The organism is Lysinibacillus sp. CD3-6 (assembly GCF_006351725.2).
Lineage (GTDB): Bacteria > Bacillota > Bacilli > Bacillales_A > Planococcaceae > Lysinibacillus.
Genome location: NZ_CP085880.1, coordinates 353,850 through 377,563 on the forward strand (window position 1 = coordinate 353,850; position 23,714 = coordinate 377,563).

General features: G+C 37.1%; 22 protein-coding genes and 1 riboswitch. Of the genes, 13 read left to right on the forward strand and 9 right to left on the reverse strand.

All coding sequences use genetic code 11. The features are described 5' to 3' along the window. Nucleotides 1–5: 5 nt before the first annotated feature. Complete coding sequence (locus tag FH508_RS01705) at nucleotides 6–686, forward strand: GNAT family N-acetyltransferase (RefSeq protein WP_173478760.1); 681 nt, start codon at nucleotides 6–8, stop codon at nucleotides 684–686. A gap of 65 nt (nucleotides 687–751) precedes the next feature. Here FH508_RS01705 and FH508_RS01710 read toward each other — a convergent pair whose 3' ends face one another. After that, on the reverse strand, nucleotides 752–1,462 hold the full coding sequence (locus FH508_RS01710) for a Fe-S oxidoreductase (protein WP_173478840.1): 711 nt from the start codon (nucleotides 1,460–1,462) through the stop codon (nucleotides 752–754). Between the two features lie 117 nt (nucleotides 1,463–1,579). Here FH508_RS01710 and FH508_RS01715 point away from each other — a divergent pair, with 117 nt between their 5' ends. Next, nucleotides 1,580–2,011 (forward strand): DUF4395 domain-containing protein, encoded by a 432-nt coding sequence (locus tag FH508_RS01715; RefSeq protein ID WP_173478759.1) that lies wholly within the window; start codon nucleotides 1,580–1,582, stop codon nucleotides 2,009–2,011. Between the two features lie 253 nt (nucleotides 2,012–2,264). Here the strand turns inward: FH508_RS01715 and FH508_RS01720 are convergent, their stop codons facing one another. The 3 genes from FH508_RS01720 to FH508_RS01730 form a co-directional block, all read right to left on the reverse strand. Next, nucleotides 2,265–3,239, reverse strand: a complete 975-nt coding sequence (locus FH508_RS01720; protein WP_173478758.1) for a DMT family transporter — start codon at nucleotides 3,237–3,239, stop codon at nucleotides 2,265–2,267. A 319-nt stretch (nucleotides 3,240–3,558) separates the two neighbouring features. After that, entirely contained in the window at nucleotides 3,559–4,788 is a 1,230-nt protein-coding gene (gene pepT, locus FH508_RS01725; RefSeq protein ID WP_173478757.1) for a peptidase T, read from the reverse strand. Between the two features lie 70 nt (nucleotides 4,789–4,858). After that, a complete protein-coding gene (locus FH508_RS01730; protein WP_173478756.1) occupies nucleotides 4,859–5,509 on the reverse strand; it encodes a lysoplasmalogenase in 651 nt (216 codons plus the stop codon). Between the two features lie 191 nt (nucleotides 5,510–5,700). Between FH508_RS01730 and FH508_RS01735 the strand changes: the two genes are divergently transcribed. Further along, nucleotides 5,701–7,380, forward strand: coding sequence for a hypothetical protein (locus FH508_RS01735; protein ID WP_173478755.1), 1,680 nt, complete (start codon nucleotides 5,701–5,703; stop codon nucleotides 7,378–7,380). A gap of 47 nt (nucleotides 7,381–7,427) precedes the next feature. Here FH508_RS01735 and FH508_RS01740 read toward each other — a convergent pair whose 3' ends face one another. Both FH508_RS01740 and chrR read right to left on the reverse strand, forming a co-directional pair. Next, nucleotides 7,428–7,853 carry a hypothetical protein gene (locus FH508_RS01740; protein WP_173478754.1) on the reverse strand — a complete coding sequence of 142 codons (426 nt, stop codon included), beginning with the start codon at nucleotides 7,851–7,853 and terminating at the stop codon, nucleotides 7,428–7,430. A gap of 201 nt (nucleotides 7,854–8,054) precedes the next feature. Next, nucleotides 8,055–8,786: a class II chromate reductase ChrR gene (chrR, locus tag FH508_RS01745; protein WP_173478753.1), complete on the reverse strand. Its 732-nt coding sequence runs from the start codon at nucleotides 8,784–8,786 to the stop codon at nucleotides 8,055–8,057. Nucleotides 8,787–9,090: 304 nt separating this feature from the next. Here chrR and FH508_RS01750 point away from each other — a divergent pair, with 304 nt between their 5' ends. After that, on the forward strand, nucleotides 9,091–10,611 hold the full coding sequence (locus FH508_RS01750; protein WP_173478752.1) for a succinyl-CoA:acetate CoA-transferase ScpC: 1,521 nt from the start codon (nucleotides 9,091–9,093) through the stop codon (nucleotides 10,609–10,611). 165 nt (nucleotides 10,612–10,776) lie between these two features. Here FH508_RS01750 and FH508_RS01755 read toward each other — a convergent pair whose 3' ends face one another. Continuing rightward, the gene (locus FH508_RS01755) at nucleotides 10,777–11,418 is read right to left on the reverse strand and encodes a glycerol-3-phosphate acyltransferase (protein WP_173478751.1); all 642 of its coding nucleotides are present in this window, start codon (nucleotides 11,416–11,418) and stop codon (nucleotides 10,777–10,779) included. A 157-nt stretch (nucleotides 11,419–11,575) separates the two neighbouring features. Continuing rightward, nucleotides 11,576–11,690, forward strand: a riboswitch (SAM riboswitch). A gap of 113 nt (nucleotides 11,691–11,803) precedes the next feature. Here FH508_RS01755 and FH508_RS01760 point away from each other — a divergent pair. From FH508_RS01760 to FH508_RS01770, 3 genes are all read left to right on the forward strand, one after another. Further along, on the forward strand, nucleotides 11,804–13,105 hold the full coding sequence (locus tag FH508_RS01760) for an O-acetylhomoserine aminocarboxypropyltransferase/cysteine synthase family protein (protein WP_173478750.1): 1,302 nt from the start codon (nucleotides 11,804–11,806) through the stop codon (nucleotides 13,103–13,105). 449 nt (nucleotides 13,106–13,554) lie between these two features. Beyond that, nucleotides 13,555–13,941 carry a hypothetical protein gene (locus FH508_RS01765; RefSeq protein ID WP_173478749.1) on the forward strand — a complete coding sequence of 129 codons (387 nt, stop codon included), beginning with the start codon at nucleotides 13,555–13,557 and terminating at the stop codon, nucleotides 13,939–13,941. A 406-nt stretch (nucleotides 13,942–14,347) separates the two neighbouring features. Then, nucleotides 14,348–15,334 (forward strand): homoserine dehydrogenase, encoded by a 987-nt coding sequence (locus tag FH508_RS01770; RefSeq protein ID WP_173478748.1) that lies wholly within the window; start codon nucleotides 14,348–14,350, stop codon nucleotides 15,332–15,334. Between the two features lie 62 nt (nucleotides 15,335–15,396). Here the strand turns inward: FH508_RS01770 and FH508_RS01775 are convergent, their stop codons facing one another. Continuing rightward, entirely contained in the window at nucleotides 15,397–15,627 is a 231-nt protein-coding gene (locus FH508_RS01775) for a DNA-binding protein (protein ID WP_139859507.1), read from the reverse strand. Between the two features lie 157 nt (nucleotides 15,628–15,784). Here FH508_RS01775 and FH508_RS01780 point away from each other — a divergent pair, with 157 nt between their 5' ends. From FH508_RS01780 to FH508_RS01795, 4 genes are all read left to right on the forward strand, one after another. After that, nucleotides 15,785–16,642: a DMT family transporter gene (locus tag FH508_RS01780; RefSeq protein WP_139859505.1), complete on the forward strand. Its 858-nt coding sequence runs from the start codon at nucleotides 15,785–15,787 to the stop codon at nucleotides 16,640–16,642. 103 nt (nucleotides 16,643–16,745) lie between these two features. After that, entirely contained in the window at nucleotides 16,746–17,438 is a 693-nt protein-coding gene (locus FH508_RS01785; RefSeq protein ID WP_139859503.1) for a response regulator transcription factor, read from the forward strand. Next, nucleotides 17,416–17,571, forward strand: a complete 156-nt coding sequence (locus FH508_RS01790; protein ID WP_173478747.1) for a hypothetical protein — start codon at nucleotides 17,416–17,418, stop codon at nucleotides 17,569–17,571. The genes FH508_RS01785 and FH508_RS01790 overlap by 23 nt, the downstream gene beginning before the upstream one ends. A 15-nt stretch (nucleotides 17,572–17,586) precedes the next feature. Beyond that, complete coding sequence (locus tag FH508_RS01795; RefSeq protein ID WP_139859502.1) at nucleotides 17,587–19,773, forward strand: histidine kinase dimerization/phospho-acceptor domain-containing protein; 2,187 nt, start codon at nucleotides 17,587–17,589, stop codon at nucleotides 19,771–19,773. Nucleotides 19,774–20,159: 386 nt separating this feature from the next. On the opposite strand, the gene FH508_RS01800 is transcribed toward FH508_RS01795, so the two are convergent. Continuing rightward, the gene (locus tag FH508_RS01800) at nucleotides 20,160–21,308 is read right to left on the reverse strand and encodes an acyl-CoA dehydrogenase family protein (RefSeq protein WP_173478746.1); all 1,149 of its coding nucleotides are present in this window, start codon (nucleotides 21,306–21,308) and stop codon (nucleotides 20,160–20,162) included. A gap of 159 nt (nucleotides 21,309–21,467) precedes the next feature. Here FH508_RS01800 and FH508_RS01805 point away from each other — a divergent pair, with 159 nt between their 5' ends. Both FH508_RS01805 and FH508_RS01810 read left to right on the forward strand, forming a co-directional pair. Then, nucleotides 21,468–22,547: a metallophosphoesterase gene (locus tag FH508_RS01805; RefSeq protein WP_139860046.1), complete on the forward strand. Its 1,080-nt coding sequence runs from the start codon at nucleotides 21,468–21,470 to the stop codon at nucleotides 22,545–22,547. 301 nt (nucleotides 22,548–22,848) lie between these two features. Then, nucleotides 22,849–23,682, forward strand: a complete 834-nt coding sequence (locus FH508_RS01810) for an undecaprenyl-diphosphate phosphatase (RefSeq protein ID WP_139860048.1) — start codon at nucleotides 22,849–22,851, stop codon at nucleotides 23,680–23,682. The last annotated feature ends 32 nt before the right edge of the window (nucleotides 23,683–23,714 follow it).

A 23,714-nucleotide genomic window follows, 5' to 3' on the forward strand; every position in this document is an offset into this window, starting at 1 on the left:
TCGACATGGAAAGAATTTATGAAGGAATACTCGGAGAAACGCCTTTTTATGTTACGAAATTACAGATGCAGCATTTACCAGCAATAGAAAAATTACAGCAAGAGGTATATGAAGCATTGCCCGACCAAAGTATTTTACAGCCATTAACTACAGAAGAATTTGAATTCATCTTACAGGGAAATGGTTTAATGATTGGGGCATACGTTGATAAAGCGTTGATTGGTTTTCGTGCATTACTGAATCCACCTATTGAGAACGAGCACCTTGGATATGATTGCGGTATTGCGGAGGACCAATTCCATCGCGTGCTATATCAAGAGATATCCAATGTTTCGCCACACTATCGGGGCTACGGACTACAAAAAACGTTAGCAACAATTGTGATGAATGAAATTGATTTAGATAGCTATGACTATGTTTGCTCTACGGTTAAACCGTTTAATATACCAAGCTTAAAAGATAAATTTTCTCAGGGACTAGTAATTAAGGGCTTGAAAATTAAGTACGTTGATAAATTGCGTTATATTTTTTATAAAAATTTACAACAAGAGCAGCCAGTATATACTGAAAAAAAAGCTGTTTTAATGCGCGATACAACCTTACAGCAACAACTTTTAAAAGAGGGCTATACGGGAACGGCCATGTATGAAGAGCAAAATGATTGGTTCGTAGTCTTTGAAAGATAAACCGAATGTTAACTTAAAAAGTAAGCCTTACTTTTTCACATGAATGTGAGAAGTAAGGCTTTTTGTTATTTCTTTAGTGGACAAAAGCCACATGCAAGTAGGCCGGGAATATCCTTTGAAAAGCAACATGATTTACGGACAGGCACATTCACTAAATTAGTAGGGCTCTGACCGCCAGTATATTCTGCCCACCACGATTTTTGTGAAAAGCGAGCCCATGTTTTTGGGTTTTCTAAAATCTCGATATCGTCCATTGCCTGATCAGCCAAGCCTGGATTAGACAACAGTATATGGTAATGCCAAAGAAGGTAGCCAAAGAAATTTTCCCAAATTGTTAATGGTGAAATCGATGTTACTTTACGCAGTTGCTGAACAATAACATGCCCGTCATATAAAATTTTTTCAATAACAGCTTGTCGCTCTTCTTCATCCACATAACGCCAATCGTTAGGATTAACGAACATTGCGACAGTAAAGCTATTGAATTCCTTAGCTGCATCAAAGCGAATCTCAATTGGTTTTCCATCCCATACTTCATCGTAGGCAGCAAGCATATAAAGCTGCATAGCGAAAAACATCCCATAGCGACGTGCAAAATGGGAAATAGCTGCTGTTTCTGTTGCAGCATCTGTAATGCCCATCATTAGATTTAAAAAATCAGGATGGTAAAAGTCTTTATGTATATCAGCCAATGTAAATAACGTACGTTTTGGCTCCGTTGTATAAATACTGTAGGAATTCAGTTGTCTGACTTGATCCATCGTTAAAGCGGGCATTGTCATCACCTTTTCTTTTCAATCATTAACCTCAATTATAAGTTATTCATTTTTACTTCACAAATGGAATGCAGTATAGTAAAATACATTAAACATATCTGAAAGGTAGGTTTTTATATGGCATTGCCAACTGCAATTCCAAGACCGCTCGTACGACTCAATCAGTGGACAATATTATTAAGTGTTATACTGACTTGGGTAACAGGGGTTGAATGGATATTAGCGATTCCGTTAAGTGCAAATTTACTCGGTGTTTTGTGTAATTTTAATCCCATCATTCGATTTGGAAAGCTATTTTTAAAAAAAGCACCTGCTGCGTATATCCCAGAGGACGCACAGCAGCAAAAGTTTAATTCAAGTATTGCAAGCATATGTTTAGCTGGTGGTCTTGTCGCTTTTATGTTTAATTGGCAAGCAGTAGGCTATGTCTTTACAACGATGGTAGCGATTGCTTCATCAGTTGCAATTGCAGGGTTTTGTATTGGTTGCTTTTTGCATTTTCAGCTAAAGCAATGGCAATATCGACGTTCACTTAAGAAAGCCATGTAATCATTAAAAAAATTTTTAAGATAGTAGTTGACAATTTAACTGATAATGATTATCATTATCATTGTAAAGATTATTCCTTCTCTGCAAAACAAGTGTAGAGAGGATGAACTTTAGCTACTTTTCTCCAGAAGTTTGCTAGTTCATAAAGCGCTCCTAAAACCCCCCTCATTTTTTGGGAACGTAAAATCTCTAGACGGCTTATTCATAACGGAATGAGCCGTCATTTTTATGTGTAAAAGTTGATTAGCCTATGTTAGGTTGACTGCTCAGAAGGGGTAGATTGTTGGGAAACACTTTTCTTTCCAAGCACCATCGTATAGTAGCTATGCAGCAACATGCCAACAATAATAATACCAAGTCCAGCGAGCGCAATAGGCTCTGGAAACGCAATTCCGAGTAGTAACGCCTCTCCAATAATGACAAATAGTATTTCAGTCGATTGTGTCGCTTCAACAGCGGCTAATTTGCCTTGATGTTCACGAACACGATCAGTGGCAATGAAAAATAGAATCGTTGCAATAACGCCAGAGCTAATTCCAACTAGTAGCGATTGAAGCACTTGGCTTAATGAAGGCAGTCCAACTGTTAAAATGGCGTAAATGGCCATGACAATCCATGCAGGCATTGAAGCAACTGTCATGCCAAGCACTCGCTGAAATGTATCCACACGTCCTCCGCATACTTCCATCATTTTACGATTACCGAGAGGGTAAGCAAATGCAGCAACAACGACAGGTAAAATGCCTAATAAAAGATTTTTTGTTGGAACAGATTGTGCTTGTGGTACTTGAATTAATAAAATTCCTACTAAAATAACACAGGAAATAAGTAAAGATATTAACGGGATTTTTTGTCGTACTGTTTTTCCAGCAATTACTGTGATAAAGAAGGGGGCGAGTAGAACACCTGCAACAATTGTAAATTGCCATGTTCCAGAAACGAGCCACCCTGGACCGAACGCAGCTGCAAAGGTAATTGGTGCATAAAATAGCACGAAGCCAACGAAGCTCCACAGTAGCCATGCTACAGGTCTACTTTTCATTTCATTTGTTAGTTGCGAAAAGCCTTTACGATAAAAGACGATAGCTAGTAAAAAGGGCAACATGAAAAAGTAACGAAGTGATGCACTCCAGAGCCAACTGCCTCCTTGCATTTCCATCGAGTGATTTAAAATAAATGTCACTGCAAAAAATAGTGAAGCTAAAATGCCTAATGCAATTTCTTTCAAAATTCATCATCCTAACTTTTATGTAATTTGAAAATTCAGTTATTATTATCGAGAAATTAACAAGGAGTCATCTTTAACTTGCTTCAGCAGACTTCACATATTTTTGCGCGGGCATTAAAATATCTGGACGTAGTAAGCCGAGGTGTAATAAATGATGAAAAAATCCGCGTTTACTCCTAATAAAAAGCAAACGCACGGGCCTAGTTGCTTTACTAGTCGTACCTTACCCATCGGGAGCGAAGCGGATTTTAGTATCTTGAAGACTTTTTAGAGAGTCCTCGCTTTCAATTGTTTCTTATCGCTCGAATGTAAAAATGACTTATTTGCCTTGTTGTTCAAATAATTGCACGATTTCAATAATAACATGAGTAGCTTTTTCCATTGTTTCGGCAGATACATATTCGTATTTACCATGCATGTTCTCGCCACCTGCAAAAATGTTTGGCGTTGGTAAGCCCATATAGGAAAGTTGAGAGCCATCAGTACCACCACGAATCGGTAATGTATTCGGTGTAATATCTAATTTTTCCATTGCTTGACGTGCAATGTCAACAATTTCTTTTACAGGTTCAATTTTTTCACCCATGTTATAGTATTGGTCCTCAATAGAAATTGTCAGTGCATCCTTCCCAAACTGAGCTTGTATTTTGGCAGCAGCATCACGCATTAATTGCTTTTTCGCTTCAAATTTATGACGATCATGGTCACGTACAATATAAGAAAGCTCTGTATGTTCAATAGCACCTTTAAAGCCCATTAAATGGATAAATCCTTCATAGCCTTCTGTTTTTTCAGGTACTGCATCTGTAGGCATTTCGTTTTGGAAAGCAATAGCCATCGTGATAGAGTTGACCATTTTATTTTTTGCTGAGCCTGGGTGTACGCTTGTTCCTTTTGTTATCACTTTAACACCCGCAGCATTAAAGCTTTCGTATTGTAGCTCGCCTAGTGGTCCGCCATCCATTGTATAGGCGTAATCAGCTCCAAATGCAGCAACATCAAATTTATGAGGTCCACGACCAATTTCCTCATCAGGAGTGAACGCTACACGTAATTTACCGTGCTTAATTGAAGGATTATTGATTAAGTATTCCATAGCAGTCATAATTTCAGCAATGCCCGCTTTATCGTCCGCACCTAAAAGTGTCGTACCATCTGTTGTAATTAATGTTTGCCCAATGTAGTTTTTTAGCTCAGGGAATTCAGTGGGAGACATGATTAAATTCTCGTTTAATTGAATGTCACCGCCATCGTAATTGTCAATTCGTTGTGGTTGTACATTTTTACCAGTGTAGTCTGTTGCTGTATCCACATGCGCTAAAAAGCCGATTGTTGGTACTTCTTTATCTGTATTTGCTTCAAGTGTTGCAAATAAATAGCCATTGTCATCTAATGTAATGTCTGTTAAGCCGATTGCGGCAAGCTCATCCTTCAATACATGCAATAAGTCAAATTGCTTTTGAGTGGAAGGAGTTGTTTCACTTGTGAAGTCTGATTGTGTATCGATTTTTGCGTAGCGAATTAATCGCTCGATTACTTGTTCTTTCATAGAATATATGGCCTCCTTTGTAGGTGTCTGGCACTCAAACAATTCAGAATTGTTTGAGTGCCAGACACTTTCATTGTACCACTTTACTTCGGATTTCGGAATATTGAAGGATACTCAATGCAATAAGTATTTGAGCACTATAATATGTCATCATAATAACCTCATGTGAAAAAGGTAAAGGCAAAACAAATTTATTTATCGCTAAATAGGAATCTGATGTGATAAATAATATTGCACCGATAATAGCGAAAGCGGAACCAGTTCGAATGGCAGTCCAGCCCATTGTTAAAATAATTGAAATATACGCTAACACTGCAAAAGTAAGAACTGTTTCACCAGATTTAAAGACTGTAGTGGCAATCCAGCTTGCCATCGCTACTCCATATAGAAGTAATACAACCTTTGCCCAAGTTGGCACAGGTTGTTCATTAGTACTTGAAAAGGCAAAAATATAAAAAATATGGCCAATTAAGAAGCTTGTAAGACCAATAAGAAACCATTGTAATGTGTAGTCACCTACCATACAAAATATTAGCCCAATAACTATTAATAGTTGATATTTTTTTATAGATTTTGTTTTCTGGGTTGCAGCCATTACTATAATCAAAATCATAGGGATAACTTTGAATAGTAGTTTCAAACTTTGGTCAATATGAGAAAAGAAAAAAATGTAATAAAGACCAAAAAGTACGGTTAACGTTAACAAAATTTTTCTAGCCAAATTTTTCAGCTCCTTTACATTACAATTCTTTATCGTTGTTTAAATTTCCTTTTTCCAGCAAAAGCTCTTTATACCTTGTAATGTTCGGCTATTAAGAGGGAGGGAGTCCGTTCAACTTCAATTTATGTTTGAAACTTTTTTAATATGTAACCGTAAATAAGTAGACAGTAAGTGAGGAGAGGGTGAACGATATGACGAAGTTATTAATAGCTTCTGCAGTCATTGCATTAATTGCGAGTGTACTATTAACACCGCTAATAACGAAGAAGCGTGAAGATGGGGAATCGAAAAAAGTAGTCGGTTACTTTTTTATTGGTGTCTTTGTTATAGGATTTATAGCGTCGGGTATTACGCTATATGTTACAAAAATTGACGTGAACTGGCTTGTCTTTTGGCCAGTAATTATACTACTAACTTTAGGTGGAGCATTTCTTGCAAGTGGTATTGAGAGAAAGATTAAAGGTGTTTTGTTTTTAGCGAGCTTAGTTGTAGGGGTCTATGTATTGTCCGCTCCACTGTGGAACGCGAATGATAAATTCAAATCAGCGGAAATGAAAGAAGAGGTGGAGATTAAGCCGTTTGATGAGACGCAAACACCAGCGAGTGTCCCACCTAAATTTGTCCGAAATAAAATGAAAAAAGCATTTGGGCAAGTTCCAAATACAAGTTATTATGAGCTAGGACGATTACAAATTCAGAAGGTGAATGGTGAGTACGTTTATATCGCACCAGTTGAATTTTCAGGTTTCTTTAAATGGATGAATGGTAAGACAACACCAGGTTATTTTACAATGAGTGCCACGGACTCAGCTGATAATCCTAAATTTGTCCCACAGGAAATGAAATATGTTCCTTCAGCTTATTTAAATGCTAATTTAGAGCGTCATATACGCTTGCAACATCCATTCCTTATTTTCTATGGAGATGTTCAGCTAGAAATTGATGATGAGGGTAAACCATACTATATCCGTTCTTATGGGGAATTTATATCTGCACGAAATGGCTTTGATGTACAGGGCATTGTACTTGTAGATGCATTGACAGGTAAATCTGAGCTTGTAAAATTGGATGATGTTCCTGCATTTATAGATGGTGCTGTTTCACCTGAGACAGTAAGTTTACAAAATAGCTATTATGGAAAATACGTTCATGGTTACTGGAACAGTATGTTTGGTAAGAAGGATGTTAAGCTACCTTCAGACGAAGGCACTGAGTCCAATGTCAGCCCGATATTTGATGAGGCAGGCGATATGTATTATTTCACTGACTTCACAAGTCCAAAAGAGGGCGTCGATTCAATGCTCGGCTACTCATTAACGAATGCTCGAACTGGGGAAGCGACATATTATACAGGAAATCAAAATGAATCTTATATGGATTCACAAGGGAATTTGCAAATTATTGAAAAGAAATTTATAGAGAAAAAGTGGGCAGGAGAAATGCCTGTATTGTATAACTTTTATGGTGAGGCAAGTTGGTTAACTGCAGTGCTGGATGCTAATGGCTTCTTACAAAATTATTTCATCGTGTCGGCAGCAAATCCTGAAATTTCAGCCTATGCAACTACACCGAAAGAAGCGTTGAAATTATATAAAACTGCACTTAGCCGCGGTGGAAGTACGGTTGATGGTAGTTCTAATGCAGAAGAGAAAAATGCAAGTGGAACAGTACTACGCGTTTATAAAGAACGACTTGGTGACTTTACTATCGTATCGTTTTTACTGAGTAATGGTGAGAACTATTTAGTAAGTGCAGAAACGGAACCCCTTGCAATTTATTTACAAGAAGGTGACGAAGTAGTAATAACTTATGGCGATACAGGAGAGCAATTTTTACCAGTGCGCTCTTTAATGATTAAAGGTATTCAATAAACAAAAGACGATCAGCACAATGAATTTTGTTGTTTTGATCGTCTTTTTTATATAGTTTGATTCTCAATGTAGCGTAGCAGCTTTTCTTTATGATTGGAAAAGAGTGTTGCGGCGTGATCGTTTAAAGCGAAAATCTCTTGAATATAGCCTTGTAACAAATTACTTTCATACTCCAAAGAATGAGCTGTTTCGTTTGCTATAATATGCTCCAATAAAAGTGCATGCAGTACAACCACTTCTAAGTTTTGAGTATTTGTCACAAATTTTAAATTTAAAATGGATGTATAGGAAACAAATTGATCGACATATGCAACGGCATCATTGTAGTGAGTGAGATCGATATGTTGTTCAAGTCGCTTTCTTAAAAGTAAGCACTCATTATTTAAGTCTTGAATCTTTAAAAATAAACCTCTTACGCTCCTCTTATGTTGTTGTTCTAGGGTACGAGCAAGATGCTTATTAACAAAGGACATTTTACATAACTCCTTTCGAGATAGGGTCCTTCTAATAGTATTAATGGAAATGTTGGAAAAGGGAAGAGTCTTTTCGTTTAATTTATACCTAAAATTAACATACCCATCAAGACAAATATACTAGATTGGCAATAAAAAAAGGGCAAAAATATGAAAAAAGTGGAGTTATTATCAGACGATAGTAACCCCACTTTAGTAATGTTATTTCCAATTAAATCCTTTTTGTGCTAGGAAGCTATTGATGTGTGGACGACGCTGTTCTACTAAAAAATCAGCCATTTGCTTTGTCCAATTGTCAATTTTACGATTTGAGGAGCGACTATTGTAATATGCTTCCATAGTTTCATTGTAAGCAGGTAACAGTTCCTCATATTTTGCTGTATCATATCCATTTTCATGGAGTATAGCAGCAACTGGTAAACGAGGCTTCACCTCATTGCGTCGAGCAGGAACGCCAATTGTTAAACCGAACAATGGGAAGACATAATCAGGTAGATTAAATAATTCACTTATTTCTTCTGGCTTATTACGTACACCGCCTATATAACAAATACCATATCCCATAGATTCAGCTGCAATAACAAAATTTTGCGCAAATAATGCGACATCTGCGACACCTACTAGAACGTTTTCAGCCGAATCTGCAACGATATCAACGCCCTCTAATTTGCCAGCCATTTGTAGTCGTTTAAAGTCTACACAAAATACAAAAGCACCACCAGCGGTTTCGTATTGACGTGGATTTCCTGAAAGTAAACCTAGTTTTTCTTTTTTCTCCTCGTCTGTAACCCAAATTACGCTATATGCTTGTACAAAGTGAGAAGTTGCTGCCATCTGGGCAGTAGCAATTAAATCTTCAACGATTTCCTTAGATATAGGATTTCCATCATAAATACGAACCGAAGAGTGGTTACGTAATAATTCTTTAACCATCTAAAAAGTCCCCTTTTCCCAATTATATATACCAAGAGCATATCATGATTTTTGACTAAAATCGAATCAAATCCCATATGGAGTAACTATTAAAATAAAACTATTTTCAAATAATTAAGACAAATTATAATTACGCTCGTTAAGTAAAATATTTTGTTAGATATAGCTTAAATGTTCTGAATAGTGTAAAATTATGTATGACGACAGGTTATTTATCTCCTGTTTTTTTACATTGGTTGGGTGTACCAATGTGGAGGAAAATAATCGAGTTGAAGTAAATATATGTGGGATGGAGGAATAAGGAATGGATGAAAAGTTAGCAAAAAAGCTTCGTAATGAACAATTACGAAACAAAGTTGTAACAGCAGAAGAAGCAGCATCTTGGATTAAGGACGGCATGGTACTTGGCATGAGCGGATTTACACGTGCAGGTGACGTAAAAGTGGTACCGCTTGCACTTGTTGAGAAAGCAAAAACAGAAAGTTTCAAGGTGGATGTATATACAGGTGCATCACTTGGACCAGAAGTTGACCAATACTTAGCAGAAGCGGGTGTTATTCGCAAGCGTGGACCTTTCCAAGGAGACGCAGGCATTCGAAACATGATTAATAGTGGAGAAGTTACGTATGTTGATGCCCACCTTTCACACAATGCTGAATTAGTACGTCAGGGCATCATTGGTCCGATAGACTTTGCTATTATTGAAGCTGCTGCTATTACAGAAGATGGCTTATTAATTCCTACAACTTCAGTTGGTAACTCTCCGATTTTCGTACAAGAAGCAGATCAAATTATCATCGAGCTGAACGTAGCACAGCTGGATGCATTAGAAGGTGTGCATGATATTTTTGTACCTGGACCACAAGGAAAACGTGATCCAATTCCAATGCTAAATGTGTCAGATCGTCTTGGTACAATAGGGATTCCACTAAATTTAGATAAAGTTAAAGGTATTGTTATTTCAGATATTTTAGATGCGCCATCAATGATTGTTCCTGCTGATGAAGAAACAGATATTATGGCAAATCATCTTCTGAATTTCTTAAGAGAAGAAATAAAAGTAGGTCGTTTAACGACAAGTTTACGTCCACTACAATCAGGTGTAGGTTCGGTGGCGAATGCTGTCTTGTTAGGTTTCAAAGATTCCGAGTTTGAAAATTTAGAAGTTTATTCGGAAGTGCTACAGGATGCAGTATTTGAATTAATGGATGCTGGAAAAGTAAGCTTTGCATCTGCTACTTCTATTACCCTATCTGAGAAAGTAGGAAACCAGGTTTACGGGAATTTTGAAAAATATGCAGATAAATTAGTATTACGACCACAGGAAATTTCTAATCACCCAGAAATTATTCGTCGACTCGGCTTAATATCTGTAAATACAGCGCTTGAATTGGATATTTACGGTAATGTGAATTCGACTCATGTTTCTGGTACAAAGATGATGAATGGTATTGGAGGCTCTGGTGATTTTGCTCGTAATGCACGATTAGGTATTTTCGTAACAAAATCGTATGCAAAAGGCGGGAAAATTTCTAGTATCGTTCCTATGGTTTCACATGTAGATCATACAGAACATGATGTAGATATTATTGTAACAGAGCAAGGAGTTGCAGACTTAAGAGGTTTAGCACCTAAAGAGCGTGTTGGCCTAATCATTGAAAACTGTGCGCATCCTGATTATAAAGAGCAATTATGGGCGTACTTTAATGACGCTAATGAAGCAACAGGTGGTCACCATACACCGCATGATTTAGAAAAAGCACTTTCTTGGCATGTGAATTTAGCAAAGAATGGTACAATGCTAGACCCGTCATTTGCTAAATAATATATTTAAAAAAAGTGTTAGATTGACTGCCATCAATCTAACACTTTTTTGCTATGCGATTGTTTTCCTACGAGATCGTAAGCCGCTACCTCGCTGTTTCACCGCCAGTTACGCCTGTGTTTTGTGCTAACTGTAGCAGTTATCGCTTAGGCTCAATCACTTCCTTTATGCGGCTTTTTTAAAGGCAGATGTTACTTTCGGTTCCGTTCCGTTGAATAGTCTTTTAATATTTTCGATATGCAAGATGAACGCTATGCATAAAAGGAGAATAGAAATGATCGTTGGGCCGATGCCAGGTATCCATAAATAGGTAGCTGTACAAAATACAATATAAAATTCTAACACACCGACAATTAAATAGTTTGTTGCTAAAGATAAAATCACAAATAAGATAAGTGCACATAATGCAATTTTCCAATCGACGGCAAGTAAAATTCCGATAATGGAGGCAGTTCCTTTGCCACCTTTGAAGCCCATATGGAAAGGGAAGTTATGCCCTAAAATAACACTAGCAGCCATTGTATAGATTAAGAGCCACATTTGTACTTCAGTGAATTGTGATGCATTAGAAGATAAGTAGTAAATAGCACAGAGAATAGCACCAACGCCTTTACCAATATCAATTAGGGCCACTAATATGCCGTATTTCCAGCCAAGAGACAGCGTTGCATTTGAAGCACCAGCATTGCCATGACCAGTCTTTTTTAAATCTACACCTGATAGAAATTGTGCCACTTTAGAGCCGTGAATACAGCCAATGAAATAACCAATTATTATAATAATAAAAAATACCATGGCTTTTTCCATAAAAAATGCTCCTTTCATTTTATATTCTTTATATAGTGTATGTGCTCTTATTACGTAAATTAGCAGACAGAAGTTTCAGAAAAAAATAAATTTTACTGTTGACAGAAAAAAAGTCTATGTTTATACTGTGTAACAACGATGGAAATTGAATCACATACTCTTATCAAGAGCGGCGGAGGGAATAGGCCCTACGATGCCCGGCAACCAGTGAGTGACGAACTTGCTAAGGTGCTAATTCCTACAGATTCTTACTTGGATCTGGCAGATAAGGGGAGGAAAACTTGCAACCGCAACCCTCTTCTTAACTGAAGAGGGTTTTTGTTTTCTACACATAAATCCTCCTCATCTCCGGTACCATCGTAAAACCATTAAGGAGGAAGAAAATATGTCGAATTTCAAACCAGAAACATTACTATTACACGGTGGTCAAGAGCCTGACCCAGTAACAGGCTCCCGAACTGTACCAGTGTATCGTTCAACAGCTTTCGTATTTAAAGACACTGCTCATGCGCAACGTCTTTTTGCATTAGAAGAAGCGGGCAATATTTACACACGTATTACAAACCCAACTGTAGATGTTTTTGAAAAACGCGTCGCATTATTGGAAGGCGGGACAGCAGCAGTAGCACTTTCATCAGGTGCAGCAGCTATCGCATTTTCAATTTTAAATCTTGCAGGAGCAGGGGATGAAATTGTAGCAGCAAGCTCTTTATACGGAGGAACATATAACTTATTAGCAAATACACTACCAAACTACGGTATTAAAACAATTTTCGTAGATGAAACAAATCCTGAGAACTTCCGATCTGCGATCAATGAAAACACAAAAGCGGTGTTCGCTGAAATTTACGGCAATCCAAGCTTAAAGGTTTTAGATGTAGAAGCAGTAGCAAATATTGCGCATGAAAATGGACTGCCATTAATTATCGATAGCACATTTGCCTCACCATACGGCGCAACGCCAATTGACTTTGGTGCAGATATCGTTGTTCACTCCGCGACAAAATGGATTGGTGGACATGGAACAACTTTAGGTGGCGTAGTTGTAGATGCGGGGAAATTTGATTGGACACAAGGAAGATTCCCTAGATTTACAGAGCCAGACACTTCTTATCATGGATTAAGATATGGTATTGATACAGCAGCGGCTGCATTTGCAACAAAACTGCGCGTGCAATTACTACGAGATTTTGGTCCAACATTAAGTGCGGATGCTGCCTTTAACTTACTACAAGGTTTAGAAACGCTTCATTTGCGTATTCCTAAACATAATGAAAATGCATTAGCAGTCGCTGAATATTTACGTAACCACCCATCTGTGGAATATGTGAATTATAATGGATTAGAGGATTTTGCGTCGCATGATTTAGCAAAAAAATACTTGAAAAATGGCTTCGGTTCAGTGCTTACATTTGGCATAAAAGGTGGACGAGAAGCAGGGCGTCAGCTAATAGACAGCGTAAAATTATTCTCACACGTAGCCAACGTTGGAGATGCAAAATCATTAATTATTCACCCAGCATCAACAACACATCAGCAACTATCTGCTGAGGAATTAATCCAAACTGGCGTATCCGAGTCGCTCATTCGCTTATCAATCGGTTTAGAGGCAGTTGAGGATATTATTGCAGACCTAGAGCAAGCAATTGCACAAGTAACAGCAGCTACACAAAAAGTAGAAGCATAACTTAAATTAATAAAACTAGATTCCTGTCGTAGCGTTAACGTATTTTCTCATTCGAAATGCCTCATTTGGTAATGCGTATAACGTTGCTACATCAATCGTTACCTCATTTGGTAATGCGTATAACGTTGCTACATCAATCGTTACCTCATTCGGTAAGTTTTCTGAAATTTCCTATATTCAATACCTAGTATTTTTATAAGTATTATTGACTTAATTAAAACCATGCTATATACTAGGGATTAAGTTACATGTTCGAATGGCTACCAACCTAGAACAAAAATTAAAAGTGTCGATGTTACGTAATTCTAAATGCCGTAAATGTTTAGGCGGTAGAACAATCAATTTGTTTTCATAAGTGCTCCCCCACTTTTGAATATATATATAGAGGGTAGCTACATAGCCAGTAGCTACTCTCACTTAAAAAAACTGATCGATAAGGAGTGTTGAAAATGGGAAATGTTTATCGTGCACAAAATGTAACAGCTTATATTATTTATGAATTAAATGAAAGTCATCATTTTGTGAACAACAAATCCATTCAAAACATACTTTCGACAGTTGAAACAAAATGGCAACAAACTTTTGGACATAGTGCTTTTGAAGAAATTGTATATGCTAAAGAAAAGGGCTATATAGTCAAAGAAGTTTTTGAAGAGTATGAAGGTTACGGTACAAGCCATATCGCACTACCAGCGACAGAATATTATTTAAAATACGGATCGTTTCAATTAATTGAACGCACATATGCAATACCGAACTTTACACAAGAAGAAGTAAAGCTAGTGCAATTAGCTTTAGCTCAATATCGTTATCGATTATTCTTACAAGCAAGTTAACTTTCCCTTATATTTTTTAGCTCATTCTCTACTGCTATAGGGAATGAGTTTTTTATTGTGCAGTTTACTTGTCGAATTAATTACTACTTTTCAAAAATAGCTTATTCTATAAAGGGTATCTTCGTACATATATAATAGAAGAAAGACATTTCATTTTATCGTCAAGATTTGTTCAAAAATTATAGTTTTAATAAAAAAACGTATAATAAAGGCAATGAAACCGATTTCTTTTGCACGCCTAGGGAAAACAATTGTCCTTCCTAGAAAGATTTTTCTTGTGCAATGTATTTATTTGCGTTACAATTTTCTTTAAGTTAAATTTTGAATTATTTGAATATGTGCTTGTAGGCACAGACTTTATATATATATAAAACTGGAGAAATGTACGTTGGAGGGAATAACAGGTATGGCAACTATAAAGGCAGCGATTTTAGGATTTGGAACAGTAGGTCAAGGTATCTATCATATATTGAATGAAAAGCGTGAAGAACTAAAACGGAAATTAGGCATTGAATTGGAAGTAGCCAAAATATTAGTAACAGATACGAGTCGTGAACGTGTTCCAGGTACTGCTCATTTATTAACAACAAGTATGGATGAGGTTTTAGCGGAGCCTGGCATGCAAGTTGTATTTGAAGCAATTGTTAATGAAGAACCAGCGTTTAGTTATTTAAAGCGTGCTGTTGAACATAAGTGTCATGTAATTACAGCAAACAAAGTGATGTTTGCAAAACGTGGCTTAGAGTTACAAGAGCTTGCAAAGTCAAATGGTGTATTCGTGGGCTTTGAAGCAACAACGGCAGGCGGTGTACCTGTTATTAAAACGATGAAAAATATTTTGCTTGTAAATGATGTGAGCCGTATTCAAGGTGTTTTGAATGGAACATCAAATTATATTTTAACAAAAATGCGCGCACAAGGCTGGTCCTTTGAGCAAGCTTTAAAAGAGGCGCAAAACTTAGGCTACGCAGAAGCTGACCCATATAATGATGTATCTGGTCAAGATGCTTTTAAAAAGTTAATGATTTTAAGTGCATTAGCCTTTGGTGAACAACCCGATTGGGCGGATGTCGAAGTAATTGGTATTGATTGCATCACAGCACAACAAGTAAAGGATGCTTGTGAAAAGGGATTACGTTATCGCCACGTAGCGGAAGTGGAGAAACTTACAAATGGTAAAGTGGTAGCAAAGGTTGGTCCACAATTAGTAGATAAAGAGCATCCACTTTATCCAGTTGATGACGTAAATAATGCGGTTGCACTTGAAACAAATTATATTGGTACATTAACATTAGTTGGTCCAGGTGCAGGAATGTATCCAACGGCAAGTGTAATGGTTGAGGACTATGCTGAGATTATTGGTAAACGTGCTGGATTTGTCGTGAGCATTTAGTTGAGTAGGTGTCAGGCACTCAAACAATTCAAAATTGTTTGAGTGCCTGACACTTTTAATGTTTAGTCTTCGTCCTTCACATCAATATCTTCAGGAATAGGTGTGTTCCGCCAAATTTCTATTTCTTCTTTTATCCGTTCTAACTGTTCAAAATAGGTACTAAATTGGCCACTATTAATCAATATTTGATCCCCATCATAAATGGAACGGATAAGCCCTTCGTAAACAAGTCGTAGTATTTGTTCCTCAGGCATACCAAGATCCAAAGCTGTTTCTTCAATAGTTTTATACATAATCGGTCGCTCCTTCTAATGTTATTATTATACCTCCTCTTTTATAGAAAACATAATGATGGATTGTTCATCGAGGAAGTAAATTGGTAATTGTTTGATTTTGGATAAATATGTATAGTAGGTAGTGATAGTGTTTTAGGTTAGGAGGGAATCAGCAATGGTCTATCCATATTTTTTTGTACTTCTAGCAGCTATATTATGGGGAATGACAGGGACAGCACAAACTTTTTTAGATAATGGTGTATCGTCATTTGCCGTAGCAACTATTCGCTCAGCAATTGGTGGAGGATTATTATTAGTTGTAGTAGTGTTATTACGTAAAATTACTTTTCGAACATGGTCGTGGAAATGGACAATATTGGCGGCAGCAAGTATTGCATTATTCCAAGGTCTTTTTTTCACATCTATCCGTCTAACAGGCGTAGCAATTGGAACGGTCGTAACAATTGGTAGTGCCCCTATGTTTTCTGGCATATTAGAGTGGATATTATGGAAAACGCGCCCAACAAAAGTTTGGGGCATCGCAACGGTTATGACAATTACAGGGTGTATTCTATTGTTCATCAATAATGGAGATGGAACAATTCATATGGGTGGTGTAGGGCTAGCTATTTGTGCAGGAGTATCCTTTGCTGTTTATACAAATATGAGTAAAAAATTAATGGCACAGCAGGACGCATTACCTGCAGTGGCTATGACATTTTCAATCTGTGCACTTCTATTACTTCCGTTTTCAATTGGCAGTGGATTTAGCTGGCTAGCGGATTTTCAAAACTTATGGACAATGCTTTTTATGGGCGTTATGTGTACAAGCATAGCGTATTTATTGTTTTTAAGTGGTTTACAAAAAATTAGCTCTTCATCTGCTGTAACTTTGTCACTAGCAGAGCCTTTAACTGCGGCAATGTTAGGAGTAGTGCTAGTCGGTGAACATTTAAGTGTGACATCATGGCTTGGTGTTGTAATGCTACTTGGAGGCATTGTGGTTCTTACATTTGCAGGGAGAAAAAAATAGTATGTATGGAAAATGGTAAAAGCTTAAGAAATTCTTCATTTTTATCCTTGTTGGTTTTTAAGATTTTACATGTAGACTATTAATTGAGAGCGAGGTGTATATCATGACGAAGCTAACAGTTCTTGTAACAGACGATGATCAAGATATTCGTGATGGTATTGAAATTTACTTAAAAAATGAAGGTTATCATGTTATTAAGGCGGCTGATGGTGTAGAAGCACTCGAAAAGCTAGAAAATAATGAAGTACATTTAATTATTTTAGATATTATGATGCCCAATATGGATGGTATTACGGCGACGTTTAAAATTAGAGCAGAGCGCAACATTCCAATAATTATGCTGAGTGCGAAAGCTGAAGATGGTGACAAGATTCATGGCTTATCCGTTGGAGCAGATGATTATGTTACGAAACCATTTCATCCATTAGAGCTATTGGCGCGAGTGAAATCACAATTGCGTCGTTATGTACAACTTGGGACGTACAATGACGGCGCGACAAAGGTAGAAATTGATGGCTTAGTGCTCGATGAAGATGCTAAGGAAGTAGTATTGGAAGGCGAACCTGTTCGTTTAACACCAATTGAATATAAAATTACTGAATTACTAATGAAAAATGCAGGACGTGTTTTTTCGATTCGAGAAATTTATGAACGTGTTTGGAATGAGGAAGCTTATAATGCAGAAAATATTGTAGCTGTCCACATTCGAAAAATACGAGAAAAAATTGAAGCGGATCCGAAAAATCCACGTTATTTAAAGGTGGTATGGGGCGTTGGCTATAAAATGGAAAAATAAAATAGAGAAGTATGTAACGATTGCAGGATTCGTGGCAGGTATTATCGGTCTCGTTTATTTCGGTATTTATGCATATCAAATGGTAAATTCCCGCTCCTCCGAAATGCTACAATTTTTCGAAAAAATTTTTTAGAGGGGAATTGAAAACATGACGAAAATTTGGAAGCCTCTTCTTGCACTTATTTGTTTAACATGGTTTATTTTCGGTGTATTTACTTTTTCTAAAATCGGCTATCAATATGTAGGGAAATCGTATTTTCAATCTGGAAATTTTCAAAATGAACTGGATAACTTCCAAGCAGAGCTAGGACCATTAGTGTTAAATTTACCAACAGCAGAGGAATTGAAGAGCAAGATTACAGTCTCGGACAATGAAGTTGAGGAACACCGCAATTATTATGGCTCACTAGGCACGCAAATTGATAATATAAAGAGTCAATATGAAGAGAAAATTCAAGAAGCTGCTGATAATAATGCCAACGAATTAAAAACAAAGCTTGAAAATGAACGAGATGCCAAAATAACAGATATTACGAAGAACTTTGAAGATGATGAATATGTTCGTAAGAAAATTGTAGCGCAAAAGGGCGCACTCATTGATAAATATATAAAAGCTGTAAAAGATGAAGCAAAGGATTTTGCGAAAAACTATAATTATTTTTCTTATGAATTAACGAATGTTGAAACTGGCGAAACGTTTGAATCAGGAGATATTAATGACAGTAATGTCTACAAAACAACATATATACACCGTCCATTAAGAACAGGGAGTATCAGTAACAATTCAAGTCATTTGTTATATGGTTCGGATGTTTACATTGAATCGGATGTATTGAATGAAACGAGTGAATATACTGGGACAATTACTATTTCTAAAAAAGCGGCCCAATACGCATCAGTGATGGATGGTTATGACCAATTTAAACGGAATCAATACATGTTTTTTGTTATTTGGTTAACAAGTCTGATTGCGGCCTTCTTTGCCTGGAAAGGACGTAAAGAACTGCTACTAGTTATTGGTGGTTTAAAGGAGAAGGAGTCTTTAGCCAAGCTTCGCATTGATATTCAAGTTGTATTGTTATTCATAACAGGTTGCCTATATTGGTTTTGTTCACAAATTGCATTCGAAGCAATTGAATATACGTATCAATACAATTATGTCCGATTTTTAATTGACTTTGTATTTAAAGTATTAGTTTTAATCGTTATTAGTGTAGCGTTTTTCGTGCAAGTTATTTGGTTGTATGATCGCGTAAATACAGTGGAAAAGCTAAGTGAAAATGTACAAGATAGTTATTTATGGGGAATAGGAGATTCGATGACTGATTTATTTTTAAATCGATCGATTGCGTTACATTCAATCGTCTTAGTCGCAGCTGCTTTTTTTGGTGGTGGTAGTCTTGTTGCTACTATGGTGGCAGGCGGATTCCCACTCCTCGTATTTGGCGTATGTACGATTGTCGGTATCCCAGCAATGATTGTCTTCCTCTCTAAAATGGGCTATTTAAATCGCATTATGAAGGATACAAAAGATATGGCAGAAGGGCGCCTAAATCGTGATGTGAAAGTAAAGGGGAAATCACCACTCGCAGCCCATGCAGAAAATCTTAATCATTTACGTGAAGGTGTTCGTACTTCCATGCATGAGCAGGCAAAGAGTGAACGTTTAAAAACAGAGTTAATTACAAATGTTAGCCATGATTTACGCACCCCTCTAACTTCGATTATTACGTATACGGATTTACTGAAAAATCCAGATATTACGGAAGAGGAGCGTAAGCAATATATTCAAATTCTCGATAAAAAATCAGACCGCTTAAAAGTACTAATTGAGGATCTCTTTGAAGTATCTAAGATGGCGAGTGGCAATATCGAGCTGCATCGAAGTCGTGTCGATATAACACAGCTCGTTCAGCAGGCGGTAGGGGAGCATGAAGAGGATTTATGTAAGGCACGTTTAGATTTGCGCATGTCGATGCCTAACGACCCTATTTACGCTTATGTTGATGGACAAAAATGGTGGAGATTAATTGATAATTTAATTGTCAATGTATTGAAATATGCCCTTGAAGGTACACGTGTCTATGTAACGTTAAAAAGAACGGCTAACGGGGATGCTGAATTCACTGTGAAAAATGTTGCCAAATATGAAATAAGCGAAAATGCTGATGAATTATTTGAGCGCTTTAAGAGAGCAGATGCTTCACGTCATACAGAGGGCTCAGGGTTAGGCTTAGCGATTGCTCAATCAATCGTTGATTTGCACGGAGCTCGTATGAGCATAGACGTGGATGGAGATTTATTTAAAGTAATCGTCCGAATACCAGCAGTGTAAAAAGCAGCGGCAAAATTTTTGCCGCTGTTTAAAATTTCTATTTTTAAGAAATCTACTATCCCAAAGGCACGGCTTCTACGGCAAAGCTATTGTAAATTTCATCTATGTAGAATGTATGAAAACTGAGCTTTTCTATCCTTTGGCATTAAACACTTATAGAAGTGTGCACTAGTTGTTGGTAGCGGAGGCGGCGACTCCTGCGGGAACGCACAAAACGTAAGACGCAACAGACCGCGCGTTAGCGAGGGTTGCGGCTTACGGTGTGCCCGCGGAAAGCGTCCGCCGTAGCGGACAACAACGGCAGAGAAAAAGTGTTAGATTGACTACAATCAATCTAACACTTTTTCCTTTTGTCTTAGTTGCAATACACTGGAGCAATATTGCTTTTAAAGCCCTGCATTTTTTGCAATAATCATCTTCATCACTTCGTTTGTGCCAGCGTAGATAGACATAACAGGTATATCACGATAACGTCGTGCTATTTTATATTCCTCCATATAGCCGTAACCACCGTGTAACTGCATGCACTGGGTAGATATCTCTCGAGCATTTTCGGTAATCCAATATTTTGCCATCGAAACCTTTGTCACAACATCTTTGCCAGATATATGTTCCTCGATTAAAGATTCTAAAAACGTTTTACCAAGCTCTACTTTTGTTGCCATTTCGGCAATTTTAAATTGTGTATTTTGGAAGTCACTAATGGATTTTCCGAAAGCTTGACGTGATTTCACATAATCAATTGTTAAAGCAAGCATATCTTCAGCTGCCGATTGGGCTGCGATTGCTACAGCTAGACGTTCCTGCTGAAGCTTTTCCATCATGTAGGTGAAGCCTTTTCCTTCCTCACCTAATAAATTTTCTACTGGAACACGACAGTCCTCAAAAAATAGTTCGGCTGTATCTTGTGCATGCATGCCTACTTTTTCTAGTTTACGTCCCTTTGTAAAGCCAGATGTCCCATCCTCAATAACGAGAAGGCTAATTCCGCGATGTTTTTTCTCCGCCTGGGGGTTCGTTTTGACCGCGACGACCACTAAATTTGCATGAATGCCATTTGTAATAAAGGTCTTTTGACCATTTACAATATAATGATCGCCATCTCGAATAGCGGTCGTTTGTATATTTGCTAAATCGGAACCTGTTCCTGGTTCTGTCATTGCAATTGCTGTAATAGTTTCACCTGTGACACACTTAGGTAGCCAACGTGATTTTTGTTGGTTTGTTCCATAAGCCTCAATGTATGGAACAACGATATCATTATGCAAGCCGACACCGATAAGACTTGAACCTACCCGTTCTAGTTCTTCTTGAATAATGACACCGAAGCTAAAGTCTAACCCGAGGCCACCATATTGTTCTTCTACTTGTGGACATAAATAACCTAATTGTCCAAGCTTACGCCAAAAATCAAGCGGGATAAGGCGATCTTTTTCCCACTGATTATAATGTACCTCAGCTTCTTCAGCTAAAAACTTACGGAACGTTTTGCGGAATAACTTATGTTCTGTTGTTTCAAATTTATACTTCCCCATTTGTGATAACACCCCTTTATTTGCTCGTTTTTGCATGAATTTTCTAGTTACTCTTTAATGTTACTGAAATATTGTTCAAAATAAAAGAGCTTTTAAAAATACGATTTCTAGCTGTAATGCTATAATCACTATGAATATATGAAAGTAGAGGACCATTATATGGCAAAAATAAGCATGGGCGTTCTTTTTATAGGTATATATAGTGCTTTAACATTTTATTTAGGGTGGGGCATCAAGCAATGGCTAGTTGCGATGAATTGGTTTTACTATCCAATTGTGTATTGGCTATTACTTTATATTATTTCCTTTAGTGTTGTTATAGGAAGGTTACATGAGTCTTTACGAGTATTTTCAGTAATAGGTAACTATTGGATGTTTATTTTTGAATATGGCTTATTGCTTTGTTTAACAGTACAAATTGTTATGTGGTTAACGCCATTCAACAATATTCGTATGATAGGAAGTTTGGCTATCGTTATATTTTTTGTACTGTGGGCTGTTGGTACATATCTGGCATATTCTCCGATTGTACGTAATTTGGAGATTACAATGGATAAAAAAGATAGTGAGTTATCGTCGTTGCGAGTTGTTATGGCTTCTGATTTTCATTTAGGTGTGTTATCAAATAAAAAGCATTTACAACGTTTTGTAAATTTATCAAATGAAGTGAAGCCTGATATTGTTTTTTTGGCAGGGGACATTGTTGATGATGACCCAAAATGGTTTGTGCAGGATGGAATGGCTGACGTAATGAAACAGCTTAAGGCGACTTATGGCATATATGGTGTGCTTGGTAATCACGAATATTATGGAAAGAAAATTCCTGAATTTGTAGAAGAAATGAAAAACGCTGGTGTGGAAATTTTACGAGATGAAACAATTCGTGTTGGGAATGCGTTTATAGTAACAGGCCAAGAAGATATTACGAATAAAGAAAGGCAGCCACTCGATGCTTTAAAATTGAACGATCATTTGCCTTGGTTTGTGATGAATCATACACCAGATGATTTAGTAACACCAGCGCAAGCAGGGGTAGATTTCCATATGTCTGGTCATACGCATAAAGGACAACTATGGCCAAATCAATATATTACGGCACGTGTTTTTGAACTGGATCATGGTTATAAGATGAAGGGACAAATGCATACACTTGTTTCATCAGGCTTTGGATTTTGGGGACCACCAATGCGTATAGGTAGTCGTTCTGAGCTATGGGTAGTTGATATTACTTTTCAGTAAAAGAGGTAGTATATGAAAAAAGAGTAGCTTATAATAAGTTGGTGCGTTCAAAAAACGGTTATCGCCAAGTATTTATGTTTTTGACATATGGAAAGGTATTCGGATTGTGAAAGAAGTATACAGCAGCTTTATTCAACATGTGTAGTATCCAATAAAGGCTGACTGTTTCGAACTGAGGCTATTATAAGTATGAGGTACTAGGGAGCCTACGTAATTACCTCATAATTGGCGTCTATTGTAGTAGCTTCATTTTCCGCACAAAGCACAAAAGAAGAATAAAGTTAAAAGGTAAGGTGACAATGTGGATATATTAGAATTATTGAAGGCACTTATTTTAGGCTTTGTAGAAGGGATGACAGAGTTTGCACCAGTATCTTCTACAGGTCATATGATTATTGTAGATGATATGTGGTTAAAGACAGAGGAGTTTTTAGGAAAGTATCCAGCGAATACTTTTAAAATTGTTGTTCAGTTAGGCTCGATATTAGCGGTTGTAGTGGTCATGTGGAAGCGTATGCTAAGCCTCGTGGGTCTATACAATATTAGTGGACAATCAAGATCAATGAAAGGTCGCTTTAACTTAATGCATGTCATTGTCGGTATGCTACCAGCAGTTGTATTAGGTTTTGCGTTCAAAGATTTTATTGATGACCATTTATTTAAAGTAGAGCATGTTATTTATGCATTAGTAGCAGGGGCAATTTTAATGATTGTTGCTGATAAATTTGCACCAAGAAAGCCTAAAGTCGAATCATTAGATGATATTTCTTATGGCATGGCGTTTAAAGTAGGTTTAGTACAGTGTTTATCATTATGGCCAGGATTTTCTCGTTCGGGTGCAACGATTTCAGGTGGTGTCCTTTTCGGGATTAGTCACCGAGTAGCTGCTGATTTTACATTTATTATGGCTGTTCCGATAATGGCGGGTGCAAGTCTTGTTTCAGTATTGAAAAACTGGGATACCCTTTCGATGGATTATTTAGGGTTCTATGTAGTTGGTTTTATTAGCTCTTTTGTATTTGCATTACTATCCATTAAGTTTTTCTTAGCTCTTATTTCAAAAGTAAAACTGATGCCATTTGCGATTTATCGTTTAGTATTAGCTGCTATACTAAGTATTATTATTTTCATGTAAATGTAAAAAGTCACTCATTTGTCACAATAATG

What these genes read in the sequence shown, in the direction of transcription:
- FH508_RS01705 (WP_173478760.1), top strand. Translation starts at nt 6, where the DNA reads ATGGAAAGAATTTATGAAGGAATACTCGGAGAAACGCCTTTTTATGTT.
- FH508_RS01710 (WP_173478840.1), bottom strand. Translation starts at nt 1,462, where the DNA reads ATGCCCGCTTTAACGATGGATCAAGTCAGACAACTGAATTCCTACAGT.
- FH508_RS01715 (WP_173478759.1), top strand. Translation starts at nt 1,580, where the DNA reads ATGGCATTGCCAACTGCAATTCCAAGACCGCTCGTACGACTCAATCAG.
- pepT (WP_173478757.1), bottom strand. Translation starts at nt 4,788, where the DNA reads ATGAAAGAACAAGTAATCGAGCGATTAATTCGCTACGCAAAAATCGAT.
- FH508_RS01735 (WP_173478755.1), top strand. Translation starts at nt 5,701, where the DNA reads ATGACGAAGTTATTAATAGCTTCTGCAGTCATTGCATTAATTGCGAGT.
- FH508_RS01740 (WP_173478754.1), bottom strand. Translation starts at nt 7,853, where the DNA reads ATGTCCTTTGTTAATAAGCATCTTGCTCGTACCCTAGAACAACAACAT.
- chrR (WP_173478753.1), bottom strand. Translation starts at nt 8,786, where the DNA reads ATGGTTAAAGAATTATTACGTAACCACTCTTCGGTTCGTATTTATGAT.
- FH508_RS01750 (WP_173478752.1), top strand. Translation starts at nt 9,091, where the DNA reads ATGGATGAAAAGTTAGCAAAAAAGCTTCGTAATGAACAATTACGAAAC.
- FH508_RS01755 (WP_173478751.1), bottom strand. Translation starts at nt 11,418, where the DNA reads ATGGAAAAAGCCATGGTATTTTTTATTATTATAATAATTGGTTATTTC.
- FH508_RS01760 (WP_173478750.1), top strand. Translation starts at nt 11,804, where the DNA reads ATGTCGAATTTCAAACCAGAAACATTACTATTACACGGTGGTCAAGAG.
- FH508_RS01765 (WP_173478749.1), top strand. Translation starts at nt 13,555, where the DNA reads ATGGGAAATGTTTATCGTGCACAAAATGTAACAGCTTATATTATTTAT.
- FH508_RS01770 (WP_173478748.1), top strand. Translation starts at nt 14,348, where the DNA reads ATGGCAACTATAAAGGCAGCGATTTTAGGATTTGGAACAGTAGGTCAA.
- FH508_RS01775 (WP_139859507.1), bottom strand. Translation starts at nt 15,627, where the DNA reads ATGTATAAAACTATTGAAGAAACAGCTTTGGATCTTGGTATGCCTGAG.
- FH508_RS01780 (WP_139859505.1), top strand. Translation starts at nt 15,785, where the DNA reads ATGGTCTATCCATATTTTTTTGTACTTCTAGCAGCTATATTATGGGGA.
- FH508_RS01785 (WP_139859503.1), top strand. Translation starts at nt 16,746, where the DNA reads ATGACGAAGCTAACAGTTCTTGTAACAGACGATGATCAAGATATTCGT.
- FH508_RS01795 (WP_139859502.1), top strand. Translation starts at nt 17,587, where the DNA reads ATGACGAAAATTTGGAAGCCTCTTCTTGCACTTATTTGTTTAACATGG.
- FH508_RS01800 (WP_173478746.1), bottom strand. Translation starts at nt 21,308, where the DNA reads ATGGGGAAGTATAAATTTGAAACAACAGAACATAAGTTATTCCGCAAA.
- FH508_RS01805 (WP_139860046.1), top strand. Translation starts at nt 21,468, where the DNA reads ATGGCAAAAATAAGCATGGGCGTTCTTTTTATAGGTATATATAGTGCT.